The sequence below is a fragment of the Marinomonas polaris DSM 16579 genome, from assembly GCF_900129155.1.
GTDB classification, from domain to species: Bacteria; Pseudomonadota; Gammaproteobacteria; order Pseudomonadales; family Marinomonadaceae; genus Marinomonas; species Marinomonas polaris.
On the sequence record NZ_FQVF01000002.1, the window covers coordinates 36,350 to 62,664 of the forward strand.

General features: G+C 42.8%; 24 protein-coding genes and 2 riboswitches. Of the genes, 15 read left to right on the forward strand and 9 right to left on the reverse strand.

The annotated features are described in order from the left end of the window. Positions 1-55: 55 nt before the first annotated feature. A complete protein-coding gene (locus BUA59_RS00195) occupies positions 56-547 on the reverse strand; it encodes a 6,7-dimethyl-8-ribityllumazine synthase (protein WP_072837724.1) in 492 nt (163 codons plus the stop codon). A 121-nt stretch (positions 548-668) separates the two neighbouring features. Further along, positions 669-830, reverse strand: a riboswitch (FMN riboswitch). A gap of 268 nt (positions 831-1,098) precedes the next feature. On the opposite strand from BUA59_RS00195, the gene BUA59_RS00200 reads away from it, so the two are divergent. From BUA59_RS00200 to BUA59_RS00225, 6 genes are all read left to right on the forward strand, one after another. Continuing rightward, positions 1,099-1,464 (forward strand): MliC family protein, encoded by a 366-nt coding sequence (locus tag BUA59_RS00200; protein WP_157789926.1) that lies wholly within the window; start codon positions 1,099-1,101, stop codon positions 1,462-1,464. A 112-nt stretch (positions 1,465-1,576) separates the two neighbouring features. Beyond that, positions 1,577-2,353: a precorrin-3B C(17)-methyltransferase gene (cobJ, locus tag BUA59_RS00205; RefSeq protein WP_072837726.1), complete on the forward strand. Its 777-nt coding sequence runs from the start codon at positions 1,577-1,579 to the stop codon at positions 2,351-2,353. Between the two features lie 47 nt (positions 2,354-2,400). Continuing rightward, positions 2,401-3,174 carry a precorrin-4 C(11)-methyltransferase gene (cobM, locus tag BUA59_RS00210; protein ID WP_072837727.1) on the forward strand — a complete coding sequence of 258 codons (774 nt, stop codon included), beginning with the start codon at positions 2,401-2,403 and terminating at the stop codon, positions 3,172-3,174. A 38-nt stretch (positions 3,175-3,212) separates the two neighbouring features. Beyond that, positions 3,213-4,295, forward strand: a complete 1,083-nt coding sequence (gene cobW / locus BUA59_RS00215) for a cobalamin biosynthesis protein CobW (RefSeq protein ID WP_072837728.1) — start codon at positions 3,213-3,215, stop codon at positions 4,293-4,295. Positions 4,296-4,387: 92 nt separating this feature from the next. Then, positions 4,388-8,284 carry a cobaltochelatase subunit CobN gene (gene cobN / locus BUA59_RS00220; protein WP_072837729.1) on the forward strand — a complete coding sequence of 1,299 codons (3,897 nt, stop codon included), beginning with the start codon at positions 4,388-4,390 and terminating at the stop codon, positions 8,282-8,284. Between the two features lie 82 nt (positions 8,285-8,366). After that, positions 8,367-9,623 (forward strand): sirohydrochlorin chelatase, encoded by a 1,257-nt coding sequence (locus tag BUA59_RS00225; protein ID WP_072837730.1) that lies wholly within the window; start codon positions 8,367-8,369, stop codon positions 9,621-9,623. 66 nt (positions 9,624-9,689) lie between these two features. Here BUA59_RS00225 and BUA59_RS00230 read toward each other — a convergent pair whose 3' ends face one another. The 3 genes from BUA59_RS00230 to nspC all read right to left on the reverse strand — a co-directional run bounded on the left by BUA59_RS00230 (position 9,690) and on the right by nspC (position 13,569). After that, the gene (locus BUA59_RS00230; protein WP_072837731.1) at positions 9,690-10,994 is read right to left on the reverse strand and encodes a hypothetical protein; all 1,305 of its coding nucleotides are present in this window, start codon (positions 10,992-10,994) and stop codon (positions 9,690-9,692) included. A gap of 202 nt (positions 10,995-11,196) precedes the next feature. Next, positions 11,197-12,435 carry a saccharopine dehydrogenase family protein gene (locus BUA59_RS00235; RefSeq protein WP_072837732.1) on the reverse strand — a complete coding sequence of 413 codons (1,239 nt, stop codon included), beginning with the start codon at positions 12,433-12,435 and terminating at the stop codon, positions 11,197-11,199. 36 nt (positions 12,436-12,471) lie between these two features. Continuing rightward, entirely contained in the window at positions 12,472-13,569 is a 1,098-nt protein-coding gene (nspC, locus tag BUA59_RS00240; RefSeq protein WP_072837733.1) for a carboxynorspermidine decarboxylase, read from the reverse strand. Positions 13,570-13,970: 401 nt separating this feature from the next. Between nspC and BUA59_RS00245 the strand changes: the two genes are divergently transcribed. Beyond that, positions 13,971-14,552 (forward strand): NnrU family protein, encoded by a 582-nt coding sequence (locus BUA59_RS00245; RefSeq protein ID WP_072837734.1) that lies wholly within the window; start codon positions 13,971-13,973, stop codon positions 14,550-14,552. Positions 14,553-14,641: 89 nt separating this feature from the next. Here the strand turns inward: BUA59_RS00245 and BUA59_RS24075 are convergent, their stop codons facing one another. Next, positions 14,642-15,229 carry a methyl-accepting chemotaxis protein gene (locus tag BUA59_RS24075; RefSeq protein WP_342742459.1) on the reverse strand — a complete coding sequence of 196 codons (588 nt, stop codon included), beginning with the start codon at positions 15,227-15,229 and terminating at the stop codon, positions 14,642-14,644. Between the two features lie 6 nt (positions 15,230-15,235). After that, positions 15,236-16,552 (reverse strand): methyl-accepting chemotaxis protein, encoded by a 1,317-nt coding sequence (locus tag BUA59_RS00250; RefSeq protein WP_245813067.1) that lies wholly within the window; start codon positions 16,550-16,552, stop codon positions 15,236-15,238. Positions 16,553-16,751: 199 nt separating this feature from the next. Here BUA59_RS00250 and yegD point away from each other — a divergent pair, with 199 nt between their 5' ends. From yegD to BUA59_RS00265, 3 genes are all read left to right on the forward strand, one after another. After that, on the forward strand, positions 16,752-18,116 hold the full coding sequence (yegD, locus tag BUA59_RS00255; RefSeq protein WP_072837735.1) for a molecular chaperone: 1,365 nt from the start codon (positions 16,752-16,754) through the stop codon (positions 18,114-18,116). 167 nt (positions 18,117-18,283) lie between these two features. Continuing rightward, positions 18,284-19,351 carry an FUSC family protein gene (locus tag BUA59_RS00260; RefSeq protein ID WP_425435097.1) on the forward strand — a complete coding sequence of 356 codons (1,068 nt, stop codon included), beginning with the start codon at positions 18,284-18,286 and terminating at the stop codon, positions 19,349-19,351. Positions 19,352-19,513: 162 nt separating this feature from the next. Beyond that, positions 19,514-19,741, forward strand: a riboswitch (cobalamin riboswitch). An 83-nt stretch (positions 19,742-19,824) separates the two neighbouring features. Further along, positions 19,825-20,496, forward strand: a complete 672-nt coding sequence (locus tag BUA59_RS00265; protein ID WP_072837737.1) for an energy-coupling factor ABC transporter permease — start codon at positions 19,825-19,827, stop codon at positions 20,494-20,496. A gap of 64 nt (positions 20,497-20,560) precedes the next feature. Here BUA59_RS00265 and BUA59_RS00270 read toward each other — a convergent pair whose 3' ends face one another. Continuing rightward, entirely contained in the window at positions 20,561-21,448 is an 888-nt protein-coding gene (locus BUA59_RS00270; protein ID WP_072837738.1) for a LysR family transcriptional regulator, read from the reverse strand. 114 nt (positions 21,449-21,562) lie between these two features. Here BUA59_RS00270 and BUA59_RS00275 point away from each other — a divergent pair, with 114 nt between their 5' ends. Beyond that, entirely contained in the window at positions 21,563-22,759 is a 1,197-nt protein-coding gene (locus BUA59_RS00275; RefSeq protein ID WP_072837739.1) for an MFS transporter, read from the forward strand. 53 nt (positions 22,760-22,812) lie between these two features. Here BUA59_RS00275 and BUA59_RS00280 read toward each other — a convergent pair whose 3' ends face one another. Next, positions 22,813-23,217, reverse strand: coding sequence for an NUDIX hydrolase (locus BUA59_RS00280; protein WP_072837740.1), 405 nt, complete (start codon positions 23,215-23,217; stop codon positions 22,813-22,815). A gap of 111 nt (positions 23,218-23,328) precedes the next feature. Between BUA59_RS00280 and BUA59_RS00285 the strand changes: the two genes are divergently transcribed. From BUA59_RS00285 to BUA59_RS00300, 4 genes are all read left to right on the forward strand, one after another. Beyond that, complete coding sequence (locus BUA59_RS00285; protein WP_072837741.1) at positions 23,329-23,748, forward strand: Rpn family recombination-promoting nuclease/putative transposase; 420 nt, start codon at positions 23,329-23,331, stop codon at positions 23,746-23,748. 27 nt (positions 23,749-23,775) lie between these two features. Continuing rightward, entirely contained in the window at positions 23,776-24,354 is a 579-nt protein-coding gene (locus tag BUA59_RS00290; protein WP_072837742.1) for a 3'-5' exonuclease, read from the forward strand. Positions 24,355-24,815: 461 nt separating this feature from the next. Beyond that, positions 24,816-25,037, forward strand: a complete 222-nt coding sequence (locus tag BUA59_RS00295; RefSeq protein ID WP_072837743.1) for a TA system antitoxin ParD family protein — start codon at positions 24,816-24,818, stop codon at positions 25,035-25,037. Further along, positions 25,030-25,320 carry a type II toxin-antitoxin system RelE/ParE family toxin gene (locus tag BUA59_RS00300; RefSeq protein ID WP_072837744.1) on the forward strand — a complete coding sequence of 97 codons (291 nt, stop codon included), beginning with the start codon at positions 25,030-25,032 and terminating at the stop codon, positions 25,318-25,320. Before BUA59_RS00295 ends, BUA59_RS00300 begins: the two co-directional genes overlap by 8 nt. Before the next feature lie 204 nt (positions 25,321-25,524). On the opposite strand, the gene BUA59_RS00305 is transcribed toward BUA59_RS00300, so the two are convergent. Beyond that, positions 25,525-26,295 carry a hypothetical protein gene (locus BUA59_RS00305; protein ID WP_072837745.1) on the reverse strand — a complete coding sequence of 257 codons (771 nt, stop codon included), beginning with the start codon at positions 26,293-26,295 and terminating at the stop codon, positions 25,525-25,527. Positions 26,296-26,315 lie beyond the last annotated feature (20 nt).

The following is a 26,315-nucleotide window of genomic DNA, read 5'->3' on the forward strand; positions in this document are numbered from 1 at the left end:
CTTTTACGAACTTAGTACTCTCTTAACCAAACTTAGTGTTTTCTAAGCCAAATGCTTAGAGCATTTGTTTGGCTTTTTCTGTTAAGCGAATGGTTTGATCGCAAGCATTTGCCAGCTCAATACCTTTCTTAACAAAATGACGGCTGAAGTATTCTTTATGCTCGTCGTGCTCATGGAAGTTATGAGGTGTTAGTACCGCCGTTAGAACAGGTACTTCCGTTTCCAATTGAACTTGCATTAAGGCGTTACAAATTGCCTGAGCAACAAAATCGTGACGGTAAATACCACCATCTACAACCAATGCCGTACCTGCAATAGCGGAATATTGCCCACTTTTTGCTAGCAGTTTTGCTTGTAATGGAATTTCGTAGCCACCAGGTACGGAGATAACCTCAATTAAAGAAGCATCGTAACCGCGAGAGACTAGTTCGTTTTTAAAGCCTTCAACGCAATTTAATACAATATCTTCGTGCCAAGTAGCATGAAGAATAGCGATGCGTTTTGTAGCTGGAGTGAAATCAATGTTATTCGTTGAGCTCTGATTCATTTTTTAATCCTAAATATCTAAGGTGAATCAGGGCGAACGGGCAGGCAAATACACCACTTTTAAATGGCATACCTTAAATCGGGCGTAGCAAAAGTTGCTAAGCCAATATAGGTCTTGTCTGACGCGCTCTCTATCATCCGGACTATAACCGTCGGCTCTGGAATCACACCAGATCTGCTGACCCTAAAAGAAAGGCTTCTTAAAGGCGCTCGCGGGCTTAGATTTTAGTTTAAACAAAGTCTTTACCGCCGGTGGGGAATTTCACCCCGCCCCGAGAACGAAGTCGGATAAATCCGACTGGTGAAATATACTCGTTTTCATCCTTGACTGTCAAAGAGTCTGCTCTTGTCAATTGTGGCGATTTTGTGACAATTTTGCCGTTAATTAATGGTTTAAATAACAAAAAGTAACTAATAACTGATAGTGCTTGGTAGAGCTTATTATCTAGCGCTATATAATATGAGCTGTTAAAATTCAGATTGCTCACTATAATGACCTTTTAGTCAAGAATGGTGTATCGGAAAAGTGGTTCTAGAATGGAGTCTCATATAGTGCACATTAAAAAGTTGCTTCTACAAAGCGTCCTGCTTGGTTCTTCTTTATTTGGACTAGCTGCTTGCAGCTCAGTTAATAAAAACGTTGCTCCAGATGAAGATACATATGAGATAGAAGACGTTGCTCAAACCAATGAGGCTGATTATCTCTGCAATAACATGCCTTTAAATATATTTTTTCATGCCGAACAAGCCCAGTTATCTTGGAAAGAAAAAACCTATGTACTTACTCATGCAATAAGCGCCTCTGGTGCATTTTATTTGGGTGAAGGCCTATCTTTTTGGATTCATGGTGATGAAGCTGAATTAGAGTTTAATGGCGTAGAAAGAAATCATTGCCGCCTTGTTCGTGTTGAATCCTAAACCTGAACATCACTCATTCTAAATAGTGGTGTTTTCATCCCGTCAAATTTGCAATCCGTGTACAATGGCCTCATTCGCGTCCTGTGGCGCTTGATTATATTGTAGAGAATGCATGAGCAAGTTATTTGTAATGGGTATGGGGCCCGGTGATTTAGGCTTGGTGGCACCGAATGCCACCAAAGCATTGGCAGTTTGCAGTGATTGGGTTGCTTACGGCTACTATTTAGATTTACTGGGTGAGCTAAGCGAAGGAAAAACCTTTCATAATCTGCCATTAGGTGAAGAAATAGGCCGCGCACGCTTGGCTCTTGACTTGGCTGCGCAAGGAAAAAATACTGCTTTGATTTCCAGCGGTGACATTGGCATTTATGCAATGGCGACTTTGGTATTTGAATTGCTGGATATGCAGTTACAAGGCAAAGAAAATCATCCTGAATGGCTGGATGTGGATATTGAAGTTATCCCAGGTATTTCTGCTATGCAAGCGGGCGCTAGCCGAGTTGGCGCCATGCTTGGCCACGACTTCTGCACTATTTCATTGTCTGATTTATTAACCCCTTGGGAAACCATCGATAAGCGCTTGCATGCTTGTGGCGCTGGCGATTTTGTTGTGTCTTTTTACAACCCCGTTTCGAAAAAACGCGATTGGCAATTGAACCACGCTCGTGATGTTTTGTTGCAATATCGTCCTGCTACCACACCAGTCATGATTGGCCGCCAATTAACTCGTCCTGAAGAAGATATTACCTTTACGACGCTTGGCGAATTAGATGCCAAAGACGTGGATATGTTTACCATGGTCAGTGTCGGGAACTCCGACACCAAACACATAGTCAATGGTGAGAAGAATTGGATTTATACGCCGCGCGGTTATTCTAAAAAGCTTTAAGAGCGCTTATAAACGTTTTAGCTCTTTATAAAAGATAAGGGAAATAAATGAAGGTTTACTTTATTGGCGCAGGCCCAGGCGATCCAGACTTGATGACGGTAAAAGCCGTCAAAACCATGGAACGTTGTCCGATTGTTCTTTATGCGGGTTCTTTGATTCCACCGCAGGTGATTGATAGTGTTCGTGGTTCAGCAGAGGCAATTTACGATACAGCGGAAATGAATTTGGATGAAACAACAGCAGTCATCGAAAAAGCCGCGCAAGAAGGCAAAGACGTTGCCCGTTTGCAGTCTGGTGATCCGGCTCTTTATGGCGCGATTGGCGAGCAAATTCGTCGTTTGGAAGCCTTAGATATTGATTACGAAGTGATTCCGGGTGTCAGTGCGGTTGCGGCATCGGCTGCGTTATTGCGTAAAGAACTGACGTTATCTGGTGTTTCACAAACCGTAATTATGACTCGTTATGAAGGTAAAACTCCCTTCCCAGAACGAGAGCGTTTGCCAGCTTTGGCGCAAAGTGGCGCGACGTTAGCGATTCATCTTGGTATCACTCGTATCCATAAAATCGTCGAAGAACTCATTCCTCATTATGGCGAAGATTGCCCTGTTGCTGTGTGTTATCGCACTAGTTGGCCAGATCAAGATTATGTTGTGGGAACTTTAGCGGATATTGTTGCCAAAGTAAGAGAGAAAAAATTCACTCGTACCAGTTTGATATTGGTCGGAAAGGTATTAGACACGGAAGATTTCGCGGATTCCTATTTATATGATAAAGGACAAGCGCATATCTTTCGTAAGATACACAAGTCTAAGAAAACATAATTTTAAAATACTATCCCTGAAAGTAAGAAGGATGAATCATGCAGTTGAATAAAATTCCAACAACAATTGTGACTGGCTTTTTGGGCAGTGGTAAAACAACGTTATTATCTAATGTGCTAAAGCAAGCGGCTGGAAAGCGTATTGCCGTGATCGTCAATGAGTTTGGCGAACTAGATATCGATTCTGATCTATTGCGCTCTTGTCCTCTTGATTGCCCAGAAGGTGTAGAAGAGGGAAGCCAGCGTAGTGACGACGGTTTTTACGAACTGGCGAATGGTTGTATTTGCTGCACCGTAGAAGAAGAGTTTTTGCCAGTGATGCAGCAGCTGGTTGCTCGTCGTGGTGATATTGATCATATCTTGATTGAAACCAGTGGCTTGGCGTTACCAAAGCCTTTGGTGCAAGCCTTCAACTGGCCGGGAATTAAAGAGCATTGCACAGTCGATGCAGTGATTACCGTGGTGGATGGTGCAGCAGTAGCGGCAGGCCGCTTTGCTCATGACGAAGACAAAGTACAAGCACAACGTCAAGCTGACGAAAGTCTGGATCATGATCCTAGCTTGCAAGAATTGCTGGATGATCAGTTAAGCGCGGCTGACTTAGTTGTGGTCAGTAAAAATGATTTGTTGGACGATGAAGAGCGTGCTCGTGTGCAAGCGATTATTGCTCATGAAGTGCCAAGTACAGTCAAAACTGTTTATATCGAAAACGGCGAAGCCGCGTTGGATGTCTTGCTAGGTATTGACGCTGCAACAGAAAGCCGAATTGATGAAGTACATAACCACCACGATCATCATCATGCTCATGGTGCACATCATGACCATGCCCACGACCATTTTGATTCTTTTGTCGTGACATTGGGTGAGGTTCAGTCTGATCTTTTGCAAGAAACCCTGACTCAACTTGTGGAAGAACACAACATCTTCCGTGTCAAAGGCTTTGCGGCAGTACATGGCAAACCAATGCGCCAAGTGTTTCAAGTGGTAGGAACTCGTCTAGATCGCTACTTTGATCGCCTATGGCAACCTGAAGAAGTGCGCAAAACGCAGTTAGTGTTTATCGGTAAAGGCATCAGTAAAGAGCAGATTGAGAATATTCTTCATGATGCTTTGAGTGCTTGATATTTGAACGAAGCGGCTGCGCTCGTGACGCTGTGGATAAGAGTCGAATAATCTGATGACAAGATTGATTTAGTAAAACAATTGGAGAAATAGTGCACTTATTAGCAGCCAAACCGGGTGGCTTTGTTGACGATGAAGGGATTGTCGATCTTAGGCAAACACCTGCGGACTTAGTGATTTTGGCCGCGGCTGATAGTGTGCTCGGTGCGCTTGGTAGCGCTCTTGATCAGATCCTTTCTCTTCATCGTGCCAATGATGGATGGGACAACACACGATTACCGAGTGTTCGCCTTGCCAATTGGATGCAGTTGGTCAAACCTGCCGCTTACGATTTATACGAACACAAGGTGCTCGATCACGCTAAAGTGGTCGTCGTTTCACTACTCGGTGGCGAGCACTATTGGGCGTATGGTTTTCAGCGCTTACAAGACTGGGCGAAAGCGAAAGCTGGCCGAATACTGATTGTGGTGCCGGGGGATGACTCGCAAGATCCATCACTAATGAACGTCTCCACCGCGAAACCAGAAGACTGCCATCGTGTGTGGCGTTATCTGCGTGAAAGCGGTCAAACAAACTCTCAGCAATTATTCTATTTCCTCACCGACCGATACTCTGATCAACCTTGTCCTTGGCAAGAGCCAACACCTTTACCCAGTGCGCTTATTTATCATGCCGGTCATTCGTCTGGCTTTACTCAGTGGCAGAACCACTATGCTGATTGGCTGGCGGAAAGTCGTCCTGTTGCCATCTTGGCGTTTTATCGTTCTCATCTACAAAGCGGTAATACTGCCATGTTTGATGGCTTGATCGAGATTCTAGAGCAAGAAGGGCTGGTACCGCTGGCCGTGGCCGTGAGCTCTCTAAAAGACGATGTATCGGTGGGCTTGATTGAGTCGCTGGTGGATCGAACGCAAGCCAAGGTGATTTTAAACACCACCGGCTTTGCAGCGAATCGTGTCGGGAGCCCTGATTTAGCCTCTGAACCGACGGATTTTCAATCTGCCTTTGCTTCGCCCATTCCGGTTTTGCAGTTGATTCTTTCTGGTAGTACCGAAGACGATTGGCAAGCGCAAACCCAAGGCTTACGCAGCCGTGATGTAGCCATGCAAATCGTTTTGCCGGAAATGGATGGACGCATTATTACTCGTGCTGTCAGTTTTAAAGCTTTAAGTCATTACAACGATATCGCCCAAGTAGATTTAGTGCGTTACGAATTGCATGAAGAGCGTGCGCGTTTTGTCGCTCAACTTGCCAAGCGTTTTGCGAATTTAGCCAGCAAACCAAACCACGAAAAGCGCATCGCTTTTGTTTTAGCCAATTACCCAACCAAAGACGGTCGTATTGGCAATGGTGTGGGTTTGGATACGCCAGCCTCGGCGGTGAATTTATTAAAAGTGCTAGAGAGTGCAGGTTATCCGATTGAGAATATTCCCGATCATGGTAATGCCTTGATCGAAGAATTACTTGGTGCGGTTACCAACAATCCTAACACTTTACATGAACGTGGTTGCTGGCAAAGCCTCGCCTTAGAAGACTACTTAAAGTACTTTTATCTGCTCCCGTTGGAATGCCAAAACGCAGTTTGGGATCGTTGGGGGCCACCAGAAGACGACCACAAATGCCGTGAGCAAAACGGCCAGCGTCGCATCATGTTGGCTGGGATTCGCTTAGGTGAAACCTTTGTCGGCATTCAGCCTGCTCGCGGTTTTAATTTGGATCTCGCGGCGAACTATCATGACCCTGATTTGATTCCGCCTCACAGCTATTTGGCTTTTTACTTTTGGTTGCGCCATGTGTATCAAGTGGATGCTTTTGTGCATGTGGGCAAACACGGCAATCTAGAATGGTTACCTGGTAAAGGAACTGCTTTGTCAGCGTCTTGTTGGCCAGATATTGCCCTAGGTCCGATGCCACATTTTTACCCTTTTATCGTCAACGATCCAGGTGAGGGCGCGCAAGCTAAGCGCCGCACGCAAGCGGTGATTATTGATCATCTTATGCCGCCCATGACCCGCGCTGAAACCTATGGCGACATGGCCGAGCTAGAAAACTTAGTCGACGAATATTACCAAGCCATGGGCATGGATGTGCGCCGAGAAACTTGGCTGCGCGAGCAAATTCTCAAAAAAGTTCAAGAGTCCCATTTGTTAGAAGAGCTTACTGGCGTTGAATCCGGTAATGACGATGCTGTGCTTGAAGGGCTAGATACGTATTTGTGTGAGATAAAAGAGGCGCAAATTCGCCATGGTTTGCATCGACTAGGAGAGTTACCCGAAGACGATAAACTCGCTGATACGCTGGTGGCCTTGTTACGTTTACCACGCGGTAGTGAAATCACCAGTCAAGGCATTCTCCATGCATTAGTAAAAGACTTTTCATTGGCACAAGACGATTTCGATCCAATGAAAAGTGAGCGAACGCCTTGGTTTGGTAATAAGCCTGAGCTTTTACAATCCATCAGTGAATTAGATTGGCGCACCCATGCGGACACTAAAGAACGCTTAGAGTTATTAGCCAAATCGCTAGTGAAAAGTCATTTGATTGGTGACGATTCAACAGATGAGTTAGCAACAAAGTTACCTCAAACAGCCGCGTTATTGGCTCACAGTAAAAAGCGCTTGTTAGTCGCTTTGCAGCAAAGTGCTCATGATGAAATCCAAGCGTTAATCACTGGCTTGGCGGGTGGTTTTATTCCCCCAGGCCCAAGCGGCGCGCCCACACGTGGCAGACTCGATACCTTGCCAACAGGGCGCAATTTTTTCTCTGTCGATAATCGAGCGATTCCATCACCTGCGGCCTGGGCGATTGGTCAGATGTCGGCCGAAGCGCTGATTCAACGACACTTACAAGAACATGGCGATTACCCGAAAGATCTAGGTTTGTCCGTCTGGGGAACCGCTACCATGCGAACCGGCGGCGATGATATTGCCCAAGCTTTTGCGTTGATGGGTGTTCGTCCAATTTGGGCACTGGGATCAAATCGTGTGACCGATTTTGAAATTCTTTCCTGCATGCAATTAGGTCGTCCAAGGGTGGATGTGACTTTGCGTGTTTCAGGCTTTTTTCGAGATGCTTTTGCCAATGTAATGCGGCTCTATGATGCGGCCGTGCAAGCCATTGCGGCATATCAAGAGCCGGGGAATGGCAACGTGATTCGCGCCAATGTGGAAGCGCGAAAAAGCAAATTACTTGCTCAAGGCATGAATGAAACTGAGGCGAATCGCCAAGCGACTTACCGTGTATTCGGTAGCAAGCCGGGGGCTTATGGCGCGGGCTTGCAAGGTCTTATTGATGAGCGTTGTTGGGACACCAAGGCTGATCTTGCCGAAGCGTATGTAAACTGGGGCAGTTATGCTTATGGCTCTTATATCGATGACGCTGATGGTGATCATAACAAGGGGAGTGGCGAAGGCGTCGAAGCCAAAGATGCGTTTATTGAGCGTTTGTCTCAACTGGATGCGGTGGTGCAAAACCAAGATAACCGCGAGCACGATATTCTCGATTCAGACGATTATTATCAATTCCAAGGCGGCATGACCAATGCGGTCACTGAGTTTAGTGGTCAAGCGCCGAGCGTTTATCATAGTGATCACTCTAACCCGAGCTCGCCAAAAATTAGGACCTTAAAAGAAGAGTTGAATCGTGTGGTGCGCTCACGAGTGCTGAATCCTAAATGGATCGAAGCTATGCAAACCCATGGCTACAAAGGCGCGTTTGAAATGACCGCCACCGTGGATTATTTATTTGCTTACGATGCGACCACCGATCTGGTGGCCGATTATCAATACGAGCAAGTTACCGATCGATTGTTGCTTGATCCAGAAAACCAAGCCTTTATGCGTGATAATAATCCCCATGCGCTAGAAGAAATGGGTGAGCGCTTATTAGAAGCCATACAGCGTGGCATGTGGCAAAATGCCGATGAGCACCGTGAAAAAATTCAATCCTTGTTGCTTGATTTAGATCAGCAACAAGAACAACGTCAGTGATCTTGGGCAGAAGATCTATTGTAACCTTGCTGGTCGAGTCTACACTCACTACCAGCTGAGATGATTAAAGTAGAGAGAAATGATGAGTAATAAAGAACAGGCCAAAAAGGGCATTATGATTTGTGGTCACGGCAGTCGTGATAAAGACGCTGAGCGTGAATTTGGCCTAGTGGCGAAAGGACTTAAAGCGCGTTATCCAGACCTTCCTGTGGAATACGGCTTTTTAGAGTTTTCTGCACCGAATATTCATATGGGATTAGACAGCTTAGTGAGTCAAGGTGTAGAAGAAATCTACGCTGTGCCAGGTATGCTGTTCGCTGCTACCCATGCGAAAAACGACATTCCTTCTGTGTTGACGACGTATGAAGAAAAACACCCAGGTTTAAAAATCACTTATGGGCGTGAATTAGGCCTACAAGATGACATGATCGAAGCGTTCCAAGCGCGTATTTATGAATCCCTTGGTCTTGATCCAGAAACCCCACCAGAAACTCTTTATGACACCCTTTTGGTGGTAGTTGGTCGTGGTACATCGGATACCTCTGCCAATGCCGAAGCGGCTAAGTTGACGCGTATAGTTAACGAAAACATGGGCTTTGGATGGGCGGATACTGTCTATTCTGGTGTGACTTACCCTTCTGTTGGTGTGGGCCTTGAAAAGCTAATGAAACTTGGCTTTAAGCGTATTGTTGTCGCACCATATTTCTTGTTCACTGGTCGTTTGATCAAACGTATCCAAGGTTATGTGGACAAGGTGGCTCAAGAAAATCCAGAAGTAACTTTCGTTCAAACACCTTATTTGAATGATCATCCTCGTGTAATTGATGCCTTCCAAAACCGTGTGAAAGAAATTATGCAAGGCGAATTACAAACGGGTGAAGAAACTCTAATGAACTCCTTCAAACGACGTCTTGCAGCGGGCGAAGTAGATGTTCATCATCACCACGCAGAGTTTGTTGATCCACAAGACGACACACAAGGTTTATCTGAGTTTGATACCAAGCATTTTACCAACTTGGTTCAAGCGTTAGATCATTCAGAAAAGCGTCACTCTGTTGTTCTTAAGCATCAGGATCACTCCCATTCTCAAGGGAATGGTCATTCACACGATCACTCTCATGGACACAGCCATTCGCACGATCATTCACATGGTCATAGCCATTCTTATGGACACTCACATGGCGTGTACAAACACATTGGTCATCCAATGGGTCCACGTACCATGATTGGCGAGGGGATCTGCTGCTGCTTTATGAGTCAGTTTACCGACGAAATTCTGGCAGAAGAGAAAGATAAAATCGAAGGTGACTGCACGAAAACGGCATTTGCTCATAGGTAGATAATATTTTCTAGCCAAAAAAAACCAGAGTGCATGCTCTGGTTTTTTTATGTTTTATAAAACGCGTTACTGAGCCGTTGCACTTTCTGTTTGTACTGTTTCTGTCTTAACCTCTGCTGGAGCTTTTGTCTCTACTTTCGCTTCTTCTGCTTTTAGGTTTTCTTGTTCTGCTGTTGCTTGTTTCGCTTTAGCTACCTTTTCTAACGCCGCTTTCTCTGCTGCTATTTTTTCTGATGATAGGTCCGCTAATGATTTTTTTGCATCAGCTAAGTTAGCGTTTAGGGTGTTAATTTTTTCTTTTAGAAGTTCGACGTAGGATTTTTGATCTTTCAGTTCTTTGCGTAGTTGCTGCTGTGCTTGAATAGACGCTTCTTGATCTTTTAGATTGGACTCGATGAATGCTACTAATACTTTTCCTTGGTCTTCGAAAGCTAAATCCCGACGATCTTCAGCATTAAGAGCATTGCTGATTTCAAGCAGTATGTTTTCGTAGATGATGGCATAGTCTTCATAATCTTTTTGTTGCAGTGCTTTAAGCTGTTTAACGGTTAGTGCTATTTGTTCAGCTCTGTTAATTGAAAACATTGCTGCTTCAGCTTGCAATTTGATTTTATCGATGGATCTTGGTTCTGCTGCAATAAATGCGGTTGCTGCCGTTAGTGATGCAGAAGCTTGAGATAAAGATTTTGGGGCATGTTGAGCTGTTCCCGCTTTGACGAGTCTGTCTAGTTCTTTTTTAGCGTCGGTAAGATAGATAGCTGTGACTGTTTTTATTTCTAGTGCTTGTTGTTTGGCTACTAACGTCGGTTGGGCGCTAATTGCAGCTTCAACTTTATCGTTTGAGACTTGGTCTACCAGTTTTTTAAGATCATTTTCTAGCTCTTTAACTGTGCTTGGGAAGTATTTTTGAGCATCAATTTTTTTAAGTTGTGTACGATATTCAAATGCTTCTGCTAACACCGATAGCGCTGCAGCTTTAATGTTAACTGCTTTTGTCATGTGTTCATTGAATTTGCTGATACCTTCTTCTGCAGCAGCAATGTTGGTTGTCGAACTAAAAAAGCCTGTGCTGCTATTTGCTTCTGAAGGATTAAATTCAAATTTTGCGTAGTACACTTTCGCTTCAGCTAATGCTTTGTTTGCATCTGTTACTTCTTCTGTAGCAAACCAATCTAGTTCTTCTTCTATGCCTTGCGCCATTTTCTTATTGGCAGCATCAATAGTTTGCTTGAGGTTGTTTATTTGAGTAATTGTCTCTGATTGTTTTGCATCGGCAGCTAGGTTTGAGGCAGAGTCTGGATTGGACGCACAACCAGCAAGAGTTAGTGTAATTACAGCGGTTAGTGCTGCAAATTTTAGTTCCTTTTTCATAACGATGTTCCTTGGCTAGATTCTAAAGAGGGGGATCGAGAGCGTTAAGATATTGTAAGGATTTTATTTTAATTGTGTAAGTCTTGAGGGCTGGTATTTATTTTAATCAGGGTGCTTTTATTGAATGGGCTTTCTTAGATAAAAAATAACCCCGCAAATGCGAGGTTATTTCGAGTGATGGATCGCTAATCTTAATTAGCTATTAAAGTGTAAAAGGGCGGTCGCCGTTTTCGTCTTTAATACGAGTTGGAAGCCCCATCTCATTTAGCAAACCCAAGAAAGGTTTAGGATCAAGTTGCTCTACGTTGCGCATTTCCTTTGCATCCCAAGTACCATTGGCAACTAAAATTGCAGCAGCAACAGGAGGTACACCAGCAGTATAAGAAATTCCTTGGCTACCTACTTCGTTATAAGCTTCTTTATGGTCAGCTACGTTATAGATGAATACTTCTTTGTCTTTGCCGTCTTTTTTGCCTTTTACCACATCACCAATGCAAGTCTTACCTGTATAAGCAGGTGCAAGAGAAGATGGATCAGGAAGTACTGCTTTTACAACTTTAAGTGGAATAACTTCTAAGCCTTCGGCTGTCTTAACTGGCTGCTCAGATAGCAAGCCTAGATTTTTAAGAACGGTGAAGACGTTGATGTAATGCTCGCCAAATCCCATCCAAAAACGTACGTTTGGAACGTTTAGGTTTTGAGAAAGTGAATGCACTTCATCATGGCCTGTCATGTAAGTCGTTTGTGAGCCAACCACTGGAAGGTCATCTGTACGGCTAACTTCAAACATTTTGTTTTCTTGCCATGCGCTGTCTTGCCAAGAGTAAACACGTCCGGTGAATTCACGGAAGTTGATCTCAGGATCAAAGTTAGTGGCGAAGTATTTGCCATGGCTACCAGCGTTCACGTCGATGATGTCGATGGAGTCAACGGAGTCTAAATAGTCGTTATAAGCAAGCGCTGCATACGCGTTTACGACACCTGGATCAAAGCCCACACCTAGAATGGCGGTGATGCCTTTTTCTTTACAGGCATCGCGACGTTTCCACTCGTAGTTGGCGTACCAAGGTGGTGTTTCACAAATTTTGCTTGGATCTTCGTGGATGGCTGTATCTAAATAAGCCGCACCTGTTTCCATGCAAGCTTCAAGTACAGACATATTAACGAAAGCTGAACCTACGTTAATGACGATTTGTGATTCGGTTTCTTGAATCAATTTAATCGTTGCTGGCACGTCAAGAGCGTCTAGGGCGAATGCTTGAATGCGGCCCTCTACCTTCATGCTGCCTTTGTCGAGGACACTGGATACAATATCGTCGCATTTCGTAACGCTGCGCGAAGCAATTGCGATATTGCCCAGTGTGTCATTGTGTTGGGCGCATTTATGTGCCACAACACGTGCCACGCCTCCGCCGCCAATAATGAGTACATTTTTTTTCATGGTAGTGCTTACTCCAAAATATTAACCGAAGCAGAATTAAGACAGATTCTGCTCAAAATCGTTGTAACCGAATTCCCTTACAAGCTCGATGCTGCCATCCAATTGGCGTATGGCAATAGACGGCATTTTGACACCGTTAAACCAGTTCTTTTTAACCATGGTGTAACCAGCTGCGTCTTGGAAAGACAGGCGATCACCCACTTGTAGTGCTTTATCAAATTTAAATTCGCCGAAAATATCGCCTGCTAAACAGGATTTTCCGCAAATCATGTATTCATGTTCGCCATCACAAGGAGCCATCTTAGCGTTTTCACGGTAGATTAGTAGGTCCAGCATGTGAGCTTCAATAGAGCTATCAACAACGGCTAAGTTTTTGCCATTAAATAGTGTGTCTAATACTGTGACTTCTAGAGTGGTGCTTTTTGTAATGCTGGCCTCACCAGGTTCTAGGTAGACCTGAATGTCGTATTTTTGGGCAAAATCTTTTAGGCGTTGGCAGAACTTATCAATTGGGTAACCTTCTCCAGTAAAGTGAATGCCGCCACCAAGGCTGACCCATTTTACTTGTTGGATCAAATGGCCAAAACGTTCTTCGATAAGATTTAGCATCTCATCAAAGCGTTCAAAACTGTTGTTCTCACAGTTATTGTGGAACATAAAGCCAGATATATAGTTAATTACAGTTGCGATTTTCTCTGGATCCCACTCTCCAAGACGGCTAAAAGGTCGTGCTGGATCGGCAATCAAAAATTCAGAGGTGCTTACTTGAGGGTTAACACGCAAACCACGGGTCTTGTCTTTACTAGCTTCTTTAAAACGATTGAATTGACCAATGGAGTTGAAAATGATTTTGTCAGAGTGATCTAGTACTTCTGCGATTTCATCGTCGGAATAGGCCACGCTATAAGCATGCGTTTCGCCTTGAAACTTGGTTTTCCCTAATTTGACTTCGTATAGAGAAGAAGATGTGGTGCCATCCATGTAGTCTTGCATTAGGTCAAATACAGACCAAGTTGCAAAGCATTTTAGAGCTAACAGAGACTTGGCTCCAGACTGCTGGCGCACATAAGCGATCTTCTCTAAGTTCTTCAGAAGTGCTGCTTTATCAATAAGGTAATAAGGTGTCTTGATCATGGCAACCTGCCCGTTAGTCAAAACGGTGTATTCTAGTGCAAAGGAGGGGGCTTTTTCTAGCTCAATAAAGGTATTTTACAGGGCTTTTTATGACATTTTGACGACTTTTACTAGGATTTGTCCTATGCCCATCTTTCTGTTGCTCATATTTCACTATAGAAGATGAACCGATCGGTCATTTTTCCTTAGTATTGGAGATAAACTAGTTGGATTTTTAAGACATTTAATCATTCATGGGATGACCGTAATGAATAATAGGCCTCTTGAGTATTTCCCTCTATAATCCTGCGCTATAAATTATAGTCCAGAGGATCGGATCTTTTAGGATTGCGAGTATTGTATTGCAGTAATCGCGTATAGACAGTTGAAAGATTTTTAAAGTGTAGAAGGAACATCTTAGTATGTTGATTTTAGTGATGGGGTTGGTAATTTTCTTTTTTGTGCATTCGGTTCGTTTAGTCGCACCGAATTGGCGTGAAAAAAGTATGGCAATACATGGTGAAATGCGTTGGAAGATGCGCTTTGGTATGATCACCTTGATTGCCGTTGGCCTGATTGTTATGGGGTATTCTCAAGCGCGCCTTGAACCTGTTTGGTTGTGGTTTCCTCCAGTATGGACGAGGCATTTGGCAGGTCTATTAGTATTGGTTGCTCTTTTCTTTGTCGGTTCTGCTTTAGTGCCGAACACGACGATGAAAAAGAAAGTGGGTTACCCAATGATTATTGCTATTAAAATCTGGGCATTTGCTCATTTAATCAGCAACGGAAGCTTGGCTGATGTAATACTCTTCGGAAGCTTCTTGGTTTGGTCTATTGTCAGCTTTGCTGTTTATCGCCGTCGTGATAGAAAGGCAGGTGTAATACGTGATCAAGAAGCTGGTGTTCAGTTTGATTTAGCGGCTTTCACTTTTGCTATGGTGACTTGGTTTGCTATTGCTTTTTACTTACATCAGGCAATTATTGGCGTTTCACCTCTGGTCTAATGCCTTGTTAAAGAGAGCTGAAAGTTAAAGAACAAAAAATGCCCTATTCAGGTAAACCTGAATAGGGCATTTTTATTGGCATCAGTCTCTTACGTTCTGAAGTGATTGATGTTTTTGGTTAGGTCATCGGCAAGAGATTTAAGCTCTTCGGCACGAGCGGCACTTTCAGCCGCAAGCGTTACTAGCTCTTTAGAGCCTCGCTGAATATCAGTCGTGTTTTGATTTACCTCTTCGGTCACACTGGTTTGCTCTTCAGTTGCCGTCGCAATCTGTGCCGCGCGATCATTGATTGTTGCAACCGATTGTTGGATTTTGTCTAGGCTGTCTTTTGCCTGATTGACGTCTTCAACGCTATTGTTTGCTCTAGTATGACTTAATTGAATTTTGCCTACTGCGTCTTTAGTGATTTTTTGCAAAGACTCAATCATTTTTTGAATTTCTTCAATTGAACTATAAGTACGTTGTGAAAGTACTCTTACTTCGTCAGCAACCACTGCAAAGCCTCGGCCTTGTTCACCTGCCCGTGCAGCTTCGATTGCAGCGTTTAATGCTAATAAATTAGTTTGTTCTGCGATTCCCGAAATCGTCGTTAAGATGGTATTGATACCATCAGCATTTTTGCTTAGATCGTTAATAACATTGGCAACCTCTTGAATATCAGTAGCTAGTGTTCTGATACTTTCTTAGCTTTTAAGTACTTGAGTTTGACCTATATTACCTGCAGCTACTGTCTCATCAGCATTTATTGCAGTATTGGTTGCGTTGTTAGCGATTTCTTGTGTTGCTTGTGACATTTGATGAATAGCAGTAGCGACCATAGAAATATTATGCTGCTGCTCTTCTAGTTTTAGCGAACTATTTTGTGAAGAGTCGTGAGCAATACTGGCTTGGTTTGCCAATTCATGACCAATTTTTTTAAGATGAGAGACCGTTCCGTGTAGTAGTACGACGAACTTGTTAAAATTGTCGACCAAAACGGCTATTTCATCTTTAGAGCTTGCAGTTAATCGTTGTGTTAAGTCGCCTTCACCTTGGGCGATTTGCGCCATACTGTCAGACACCCGGCGCAAGTCTTTCAGTAAAAATCGGGTAACTTGAACTGCTATCAATACAGCAATCGAGAGCAAAATAAACACAGCAATAATAATATTAGTACCTAAGCTAACAAGGGGGGCATTTAGAACATTTTTGTCCATCATCAACCCTAAAGCCCAAGGGCTGCCTTTTATGTTGCTGGCATACATATCTATATCTTTGCCGTCTAATTTAAGCTCGGTAAAAATGGCTTGATTACGAACTTTTTTGAAAAAATCGCTGGTTAATACTGGAGACAAATTCATAGCATCTTTTAATATGTGTTTTGTGTTTGGGTGAGCGATGATTTTGCCATTTCCATCGAATAACACACTATAACCATTACCTGCGACTTTCATCGCTAAAATACTATCTAAGACGCTGTCTAAAAAGACTAGACCACCGATAGCGCCAACAAACTTGCCATTAATCGTAATAGGTTCGACAAACGTCATGGAGAGTTGTTTGGTAGCCGCTGATATGTAAGGTGCTGTTACATAAGCACTGTTTTTAGCTTTGGCATCCATGTACCAGCTACGATTGCGAGGATCGTAATCTGCGCTATTTAGAGATGGATCATGGCGATACATGTCTCCATTTTCTAGACCCAAAAATGTCATACCAAACCCTAAGCTAGCTTGGGCTTGTTGTAAGATATTCTGGATATCTTTTTTATTTAGGTTAGGGCTTTCTTGTAAAGAAGTTTCTATCTTTTGTTTGATGGCTTGCATGGTGCCGATACGATCCCCAGACCAGCTATTTATATAAGTCGAAATAGCATTTGCTTGAGAGCCGGCTTCTGATTTTATACGGGCATCGCTATCTGATTTTAAGGCGTAAAGAGAAACGCCACCAACTCCGATAGCGACGATAATGGCCACAATTATGGACTGGAGGGTAATTTTAGTTTGTAACGAAAAGAGCATCCTTTTTCTCCTATGAAATATATTAGGTACACTAACTATCTTGTGTGCCGTATTTAAGTAAATTTAAAAGAATGAGCATTCTCTATTATTTAGAATAGGCTTGCTATGGGGATATAGTGACTTGATAGTTTTGATACTTTTGAATCTTTCTGTTATCGTCCGCGACCCTTTTCTATTAGCGATAACAGGTAAATATTAGATGATTTGTGGATTTGATTACGGAACATCAAATTGTGCATTAGGTATTGTGCAAGATTCGGCTGTGCGTTTGGTCGCTTTAGAAGGAGAACATGCTTTTTTACCGTCTACTTTATACGCTTTAGATCGAGACTTGATTACCGAAGCGGTCGGAAGAGGCCTTCAAGATATTCATTCAAGACAAGCCTTCGCAGAATTGCGTATGAATGCTTTAACACGGGCTAAGCGTGCGCGTTATGAAGAAGATATTGCAGATGAAGACCAAACGTTATTTTTTGGGCGCGCTGCGTTTGACGAATACTTTCAATGGCCTGAAGAAGGCTACTTCGTAAAATCGCCTAAGTCATTTCTAGGTGGCGCTGGACTGCGTTCCGAGCATATTCATTTCTTTGAAGACGTTGTGACTGTGATGATGCAGAACATCAAACAGCGCGCCGAAAAAAGCTTGGGTGCAGAAATTACTCATACCGTCATTGGTCGTCCTGTCAATTTTCAAGGTCTTGATGCAGAAGTCAGTAACCGTCAAGCGCTTGAGATCCTTACGACAGCAGGTAAACGTGCAGGTTTTAAAGAAATTGAGTTTCTGTATGAACCGATTGCTGCTGGTTTGGATTTTGAAGTGAAACTGGCTGAGAATAAAACCGTATTGGTTGTGGATATTGGTGGTGGTACCACCGACTGCGCGATGGTTCGTATGGGGCCTGACTACCTCAAAAAAGAAGAGCGTCGTAGTGATTTTCTAGCTCACACTGGTGAACGAATTGGTGGTAATGATTTAGACATACAGATTGCAGGCAAACACTTTATGCCGTTATTTGGTATGGGTTCGCTACTTAAGACGGGGTTGCCAATGCCGACTCAACTGTATTGGAATGCAGTCACAACGAATGATGTGTCTGCCATCGCGACCTTTAATAGTATGGAAACAAAGAATCAAATAAATCAGCTACGTTTAGATGCTGCACAGCCAAAGTTGATTGAGCGCTTCTTGCGCATGCGAGAAGAAAAACATAACTATCATATCGTGCGTAGCGCAGAAGAGGCGAAAATAGCCTTATCTGATGCTCAGAGTTATCTTGCTTCATTGGATTATATTGAAGCGGAGTTAACTGCTACTGTTACTCGTGAGGAACTGACGAAGTCAATTGCTTCACCTTTAGAAAAAATGCTGAACTTGATGACTGCTGCGATAGAGCAGGCAGGTGAGAAACCAGATTTGATCTATATGACAGGTGGTTCGGCAAAATCCCCGGTGATTCGTGAGGCTATTCAACAACGTATTGGTGATATTCCTGTTTTGGATGGCGACCACTTTGGCAGTGTGGCGGCAGGCTTAACGGTATGGTCTGAGCGTATCTTTAGATAAAGGTGGTTTTTTATCTTTTCAAACACTTTGATTTGATAAAAAGTTTGGTTTTTTATCCTGGGGATCTATCGAATTGATGTCGCTAGTAACTTTAGTTTTTCCATTATTGAGCAAAGATAATGCTGATATAATGTTTATCTACTAAACATTATTCACGGGGTATGCACTTGTTTAACGCTTTATTAATTCAAATAAGAGATCTTTTTGCGTGGAGTGATGTTAAGCGTCCCTGGCACCTGGCGGTCCTTGCTGCAGTCTGTGTTGGTATTCCTGCCTTGATTGGCGCGGCGACAGACCAGTTCGCAGTGGCGACATTGTCTAGCTTAGGGGCAATGGTCATTTTGTATTTGCCTAAAACGCGTACTGCACATCGAATGGTGACGCTAGCCATGTGCTCATTTGGCTTTATGGTGTGTTTTACCATTGGTTCTCTGTCCAGTTTTAACTCTTACGTTGCAGCTTTTGCTCTTGGGGCGCTGTCCTTTGGCGCTATTGTTATTACTCGATATTATCGCTTACCGCCTCCAGGTAGTTTTTTCTTTATTCTCGTTTCCGCGTTGGCGATTTATTTACCTTTTGATTTAGGTAAATGGTCATCGAATATCGGCATGGTTGCTTTGGGTGGGATGCTATCTTGTGGTCTGGCGTTTATTTATAGCTTAATGACAGGCGCAAATGATTTACCAGCAACAAAAGTTGAAACAGACACTCAGGTGAATGCGATTATTTTAGAAGGCGCATTAGTGGCTTTCTTTATATCTTTCTCTTATTTATTGGCTGTGTTACTGGCTTTACCTAACGCACTTTGGGTACCTATTTCATGTGCGGCTATTTTACAAGGTGCCACTTATCGAATGATCTGGCACCGAAATGTTCATCGCATTGTTGGTACCGCAATTGGTATGGGTGTCGCTTGGTGTTTGTTTTCTTTGCAGCCGAATTATTGGGTTTTAGCGTTAAGCATGATCTTCTTTCAATTTGTCGTGGAATTATTGATCGTCAAAAACTACGGCGCAGCGGTGATTTTTATTACTCCGTTAACGGTCATTATGGCTGAGTTTACTAGCGCTAATATGAGTACTGCCGTTTTACTAGAGCATCGATTGGTCGATATTTCTATTGGTAGTGCTATTGGAATTATTGGCGGAACTATCTTTCATCGAACATCTTTGCTGAAGAATATTGAGTCGCGTATGAATGCTCGCAGTTCTTTATCTGGACGTAAACCTTCTTAAAACTTTTTCAGACTAACAAACCTAGATGAATGCCTTTCTTCTTTGTATGAAGGGTGTTCGTTAAGCGTTCAGTATTTCCATCGCTTTAGTTGCTTAAATTTAAGTTAAACCGTACGCTTCGAATCTCTGGTAATCGGTTATTAATCTTGCATTAAAATAATGAATACCAGTTCTTGTGAAGGTGCCCTAATGGGTGAAACGGGAAACAGGTGCGCTCTTTGTTAAGCAATCCCTGTACTGCCCCCGCAACGGTAAATAAGTGATGTATTTTTCTTACTCCCACTGTCCATTGATAGAAATATCTTTGAATGGGAAGGGACGAGAGTTTTAGAAATACAGATCTGCAAAACACTTATCAGTCCGGAGACCGGCCTTCATTAATTAGGACTTTTCTTGTCGGCAAGCTTTGTCATGCGAAAGTCCGTTAATTTGAATCATACGGGTGAGTATGAAGCATATTTTGGAGGCACATAGTGCATATTGAACCTGGCGTCGTTGACGGCGCAAAAATCGTTTTGAGTTACGCTACAGCGTTGGCCGCTTTTGGATTTTCTGCTAAAGCTTCTATCGACATGATAAAAAAAGACGGCTTTATGTCTTTAATCGGTCGTAGTACTTTGACCACACTTTTTGTTTTTGCCTTTTTTGAACTCTTGCCTCATCACGCCGTCGGAGTGTCTGAAGTGCATCTCATATTAGGTTCAACGCTGTTTCTAATCTTTGGCCCAGCCGCAGCTTCTGTTGGCTTGATATTAGGTTTGCTAACGCAAGGAGTCTTCTTTGCTCAGTTTGACCTGCCTCAATATGGCATGAACGTGACGACCTTATTGTTACCTCTGTTTGCCATGTCTGCTGTTGCCCGTCGTACGATTGCTGAGAATACGGCTTATGTCGATATTAGCTACAAGCAAGCATTGAAACTGTCCCTAACTTACCAAGGCGGTATTGTCGCTTGGGTGGCTTTTTGGGCGTTTTATGGACAAGGTTTCGGTGCCGAGAACGTAGCGGCTGTCGCGACGTTCGGTATGGCTTACCTTAGTGTTGTACTGATCGAGCCGATTCTAGATCTTGCCGTATTGGCTGGGGCGAAAAGCTTACATCGCTTTAAGAACTCGTCTTTGTTTGAAACGCGTTTGTTTAACTAAGTAGAAAGCACAGTTCCAAATGCCCGCTCTGTTTACCTATAGTAGAAACAGAGCGGGCATTTTTTTATTGTCGGCGTTTATATCGACCATGCTCGTTAACAAATTCCAAAAAAGCTCGGTTGGCTTTTGATAAGTAACTGTCTTTGCGCCAAGCAATACCAAGATCTAGCCAGATTGGTGGATCAAAAGAGCGAGTGATGAGGTTATCGTCTTCTTCAATAACCATGGCGAGTAAAGTAGAGATGCCAAAGCCTTGCTGAGTGATGGATTTGATCAATGGAATCAAATTGGTTTCAAAACCAATTTTGGGCGTTTTTTTACAGGCTTTAGCCAGCTTATCGACGATACGGCGATGAAAGTAACCTTCTTTAAACATCACAAGCTCTTCATCGAAAAATGCCTCTGGTGAGATTTTTTCTAGTTGGCTGAAAGGGTGATCAGTTGCTATTGTGACGAGCATTTCTTCTCGGATCAGCGCTTGAGTTTCCAAACCATCGGGGAGCGTTTCAGCAACGATAACACTAAGATCTAATTCGCCATTTTCGAGCATTTTTTGCAGCTGCCAGGTTCCGCCTTCGATCACTTTGAGCGTAATAGTGGGGTACTTATGACGAAATGCCATCAGAATGGGTGGAAAGTAATAGGAGCCCAGCATACTAGGAATTCCCACTCGTACTTCGCCTTGGCTCAAACCTTTTAGCTCGCTCATTTCTAATAAGGCATCATCGGTAGCTTGAATGATTTTTTCTGCATGTATCAGCAGCTTTTTGCCTTCGTCAGTTAGACCAATATTTCGATCTGCCCGATGGATTAAGGTTAGGCCCAAATCCGCTTCTAGTTTTTTGATTGCCATACTAACAGCGGGTTGAGCAACGCCAAGCTGCTGGGCTGCTTTGGTAAAGCTTTCTGTTTTTGCGATGGCAATGAAATAACGTAGCGGCTTAATGTCCATCAATAACCCTTATGGATTGGATAAAATGAATATATTTTATTGATAAAATGGCGAGGCGTATAGTATCGCAATAATATTTGTTTGATTTGTTTTTGATGTCTGTGGAGTTTTGCTGTGATAGAAGTAGGTAGTTCGGTATTTTGGCGAGGAACCTTGGCTCTAGTCATTGGCTCTTTTATGATTTTTGCCAATGTGTACGTGACGCAGCCTTTGTTACCCATGATCGCTAACGAGTTTTCTATTAGTCCACTGCAAGCTAGCGGTAGCTTTACTATTACAACTCTTACGTTGGGCATATCCTTGCTTTTCTACGGTCCAATTTCAGATGCCTTAGGTCGCAAAGGGATTATGGTGATGACCATGGTTGGTATTACTTTAACCACCTTTTGTTTGTCCCTAGTACAAAGTTACGAATCATTATTGGCATTGCGTGCCCTGCAAGGTTTTTTTCTAGCTGGGTTGCCTGCTATTGCCGTTGCTTATTTGGGCGACGAATATACACCAGAAGCTTTGATGGTTGCTGTTGGCTTGTACATCAGCGGAAACACGTTAGGCGGCATTGGTGGTCGTCTGATTGGTGGTTTTGTTGGTGAATGGCTAGGGCGTTCCGCAACCTTTGGGGTAATGAGTGTTATTAGTCTGATTTGTTTATTGGCTTTTTTCTTTCTATTACCAAAATCACAACATTTCGAAGCAAAACCGCTACGCGTTGGTCATATCTTGATGAACATGAAGAGCCATCTGCAGAATCGTCGCTTATTAACCAGTTATTTCATCGGTGGTTTTAGCTTCTTCATTTTTATCAACCAATACAGCTACGTGACCTTCGTTTTGGAAGCCGCACCTTATAACTTAACCGCTAAATATGTTGGCTTGCTTTTCCTTACCTACTTGTCAGGCACATTGGGTTCAGCTATTTCGGGCAAACTTGCCAAACGCTGGAGTCAGCCAAACATTATGGTACTAGGTACCTGTATTTTCATGTTTGGTTCTTTAGTCACTCTTGGTGATTCATTATTGGCGATCATAGTGGGCTTATTGATAAACAGCTTTGGCTTCTTTTTGTGTCATTCAACGACTAGTAGTTTTGTGAGCCGCAACGCCAAACACGCCAAAGCCAGCGCATCTTCCTTGTACCTAGTGTTTTATTATCTAGGCGCCAGTCTTGGCGGGTTTTATCTTGATCCTTTCTGGCAAGCGGATGGCTGGACCGGCGTCATCATGGGATCTTGGTTAGTATTGGGTGTCGTCGTATTGGCGGGAGTTAGCTTGATTCGAGGACAAAAAGCCGTGCAAGCGCAGAGCTATTGATTGCGTCGTTGATCTAATTGTTGAGCTGTACATAAGCTCAACAAAGGGCGTTGTTAACCTAATTCAACGCCTGCATTTTTAAGTCTTCGATACTCTGCCAATGCCACTTTATCTGCCTCAATATCTAGAGGATTGGAATTAAGTGAATGCCAACTCACTTCGTCTGCCTCTAGAGACAATATTTCACCTTCCCAACGATTAGCAACGTAATAGTGAATGAGTTGAAGCTCGCCTGTTGGATGATAAAGAGAGCACAAGTGAACATAAGACTTTGGGACAATATTTAGCTCTTCTTTTAGCTCTCGTAACAAAGCCTGTTCCTGTGTTTCCCCCAGCTCCATGTGACCGCCAGGAATAGCAATCAGACTTGGATCATACTCCTTGTCCTTGGCGCGTTTCTCTAACAACACCTGATCGTCTTTTAGCAATATAAAAGAGACACATTCATGAACTTGCATTTAGATAACTCCTATTATTTGTTAAGAACCCAGCGAAAAGCTGTCATAAATAGTCTATTAAAATTACCATACTCGTTATTACATAATCGAATGCTTCAAACAGAGTGAAATATGAACACTAAAATATACAAAGAAGTGCTTTTTTTAGCCAAAGAACTCATGACTTGTGCTAACAAAAAAGACCAAGCGGGCTTTGATGCTTATTATGCAGAATTGAAAGTCATCTGTGACGACAACGACGGCACAGACAAAGATCATCCAGTGCAGTGGGAAACCCTTGGTGACTTTACCGACGATTTAGAACAGGCGATTGTTATCTACGATAAAGCTTTAGAAAAAGCCGCGGCAATCAACTCAAAAGACTATCTATCCTCCATTGGCTTCGCTGCCGCTCAACTAAAAATAGAGCTTGGCGATAACGCTAGTGCCATTGAATACCTTGAACAAGCTAAAATTCACAGCAATAAAATTATTGATAAAGAGCTAAAAGCGGAAATCCACGACGTGCTATTTGATCTGAAAAAAGCTTAAAGAAACAAGAGAGAAAAGAGACAAAGAATGGAACGTCCTACCAAGGAACAGATCAGCGAATTACCCTTATATATTGGCCTTGGTCTTTCCGACATCTACATCGTTGAAAACGAACTTGATGCCGCACAAGCCATAAAAGAGCTAGAAAACGAGACTTCTATCGGATTCGATACCGAAAGCAAACCGATTTTCCAGAAAGGCCAAGTCAGTCCGGGTCCATCGCTCATCCAACTGGCGACAGAGTCAAAAGCGTTCCTATTCCCAACTCGATTTCCTTCGGCTGTCGCTGCGGCCAAGGAAATACTAACCAACCCAAAAATCAAAAAAATTGGCTTCGGCATCAAAGACGATAACAAAGAACTGCGTAACAAACTCAACATCGATATCACCAACACGCAAGATTTGTCTGTCACCTTAAAGCAACTCGCCGGAGAGAAAAACAGCATCGGCGCCCGCGCCGCCGTCGCCATGGTACTCGGAAAACGCCTTGGCAAAGGCGCCCAAAAATCCAACTGGGGTGCTTATCCACTGAAAGAAAACCAGATTCTTTATGCAGCTAATGATGCGCATTCGGCTATATGTGTAGAAAGAGCGTTGCTGCGCTAGGCTTTATAAAGGTTTCCATTCAAACGCTTTGTATTCCCGACCGTTATTTCCGCTCTGCTGAGCGGGTAACTTTTTGCAAGCGCCCAAAAAGTAACCAAAAATTCGCTTTAAGATCTTTAATGCCTGCTTTTCTTCATATGAACATAACTGTTCCCTTACGCTCGTTATATCGTAAGGCATAGATTGTTTTTGCAGGCTTGAGAGAAGATATTTTTAACTGACTCTGAAACTCCATAAAGTCGCGCAACTTCGTTGCGTCGAACTGAGTTCATCAGTGATGCTGGTTTTTCGTAGGGCGTCATGAGCGAAGCGTGATGCGCCGTTAGGCATTATGGTCAGACAAACATGTTTAATTATTATCTGGGCTTAATTGTTCTTTCGGGAGGGGATGTGGTTGATGCGTGTTGCTGCATTTGTGGCGATTTGCTACAGTTCTTGTATGACACTTAGGAGATTTTATTATGTCTACAGCAAGTATTCGACTTGACCAAGAGCTGGTTGATAAAGCGGCCATCATGGCGAAAGTCTTAAACCGAACAACACCTAAGCAAATTGAGCACTGGGCGAAAATCGGTGAAATGATGGAAGATAATCCTGATTTACCTTATGAATTTGTAAAACAAGCCATCATTGCCAAAGCGGAAAAAGAAGCCGGAAAACTTGAGGAATACAGCTTTGGCTAACATTACTCAAGTTCTTCAAACAACCACATTTAAAAAAGCGGTAAAAAAACTGCATAAAAACCAAAAAGTGGATCTAGATAACGCGATCAGAGAATTGATTAAAGATCCGCTTCTAGGGCAACAGAAGAAAGGCGATTTATCCTTCCTTCGTGTCTATAAATTTAACATGGTGAAACAACTTACATTACTTGGTTACAGCTACGAAGATGGCACCGTGACACTCGAACTCATGGCGTTAGGTAGCCATGAAAATTTTTACCGTGATGTGAAAAATATTGTTTGAGTAGCTATGAAATGAAGGCATAGATATTTTCGGATGGTGCTAAAAAGGGGGAGATTGATACTGAAATTCCATAGATTGGCGAAATCGGCTCACTAACATAAAACCCGTGAACAGATTTGTTGGATGGAGAACAAAAAAGTAGGGCGTCATGAGCGAAGTGTGATGCGCCGTTGGGCATTAGGGGTAGACAAAAAAGTTTAATTTTTATCTGGGCCTAATTGATTTATTAGTTGCCGATTGTGTTAACTTTAGCCATGCGTCAGCTTGTTCAACGATTTCTAAGAACCGTAAATTTAAAGTGCTTTTGTATAGCCTAATTGGATTATCTTCTATATCGAGATCTACTAAATGCTGCACTTCTCTAGGAATATTTACTTCTTCGCCATAGCTTTCAGCCATAAGCCTGATTTTGTCAATTATTATTAGCCATTGTAAAGCGTGCTCAGGAGATAAGCTCACTGCTAGTGGCAGAGTATGCCTGAAATCTTCAATTCTGGTATATGCTGTTTGCATTGCAAATTTTAACGGTAAGAACTTAGAGTTATTGTTTTTCAAGATCGTTTTTTGATCATTCAACCAGCTTTCATTTAATGTGCTTTTATCGACATGTGATATAGCTGTTTCATGGCCAAATATTCTGCATCTTACATATGCGTCAAGTATTGAAGAAATCAGTGAGTCAAGTAACTCTATTGTTTTTTTATCTCTGCGTTTTCTTGGTAAATAATCAATAAGAATATAGAAAATATATGCAGAAATTAAACCAATAAGTAATCCGGTTGAGATGTTTTTTGTACCATCACTGCATAATATTTGTCCCATAAATGTATCGCTGAGAACAGGAAGGAGTGGTAGTTGAAGCTCAATTATAACTAATGATAAAAAGGCAAGAATTACTGCAACTAACAGTTTTCGTTCCTTTGGCTCTCTCAATATACTCAATCGTTCGATAACTCCGATGTTTGATTTAGTCATGCCAATGCCGCAATAAAAGG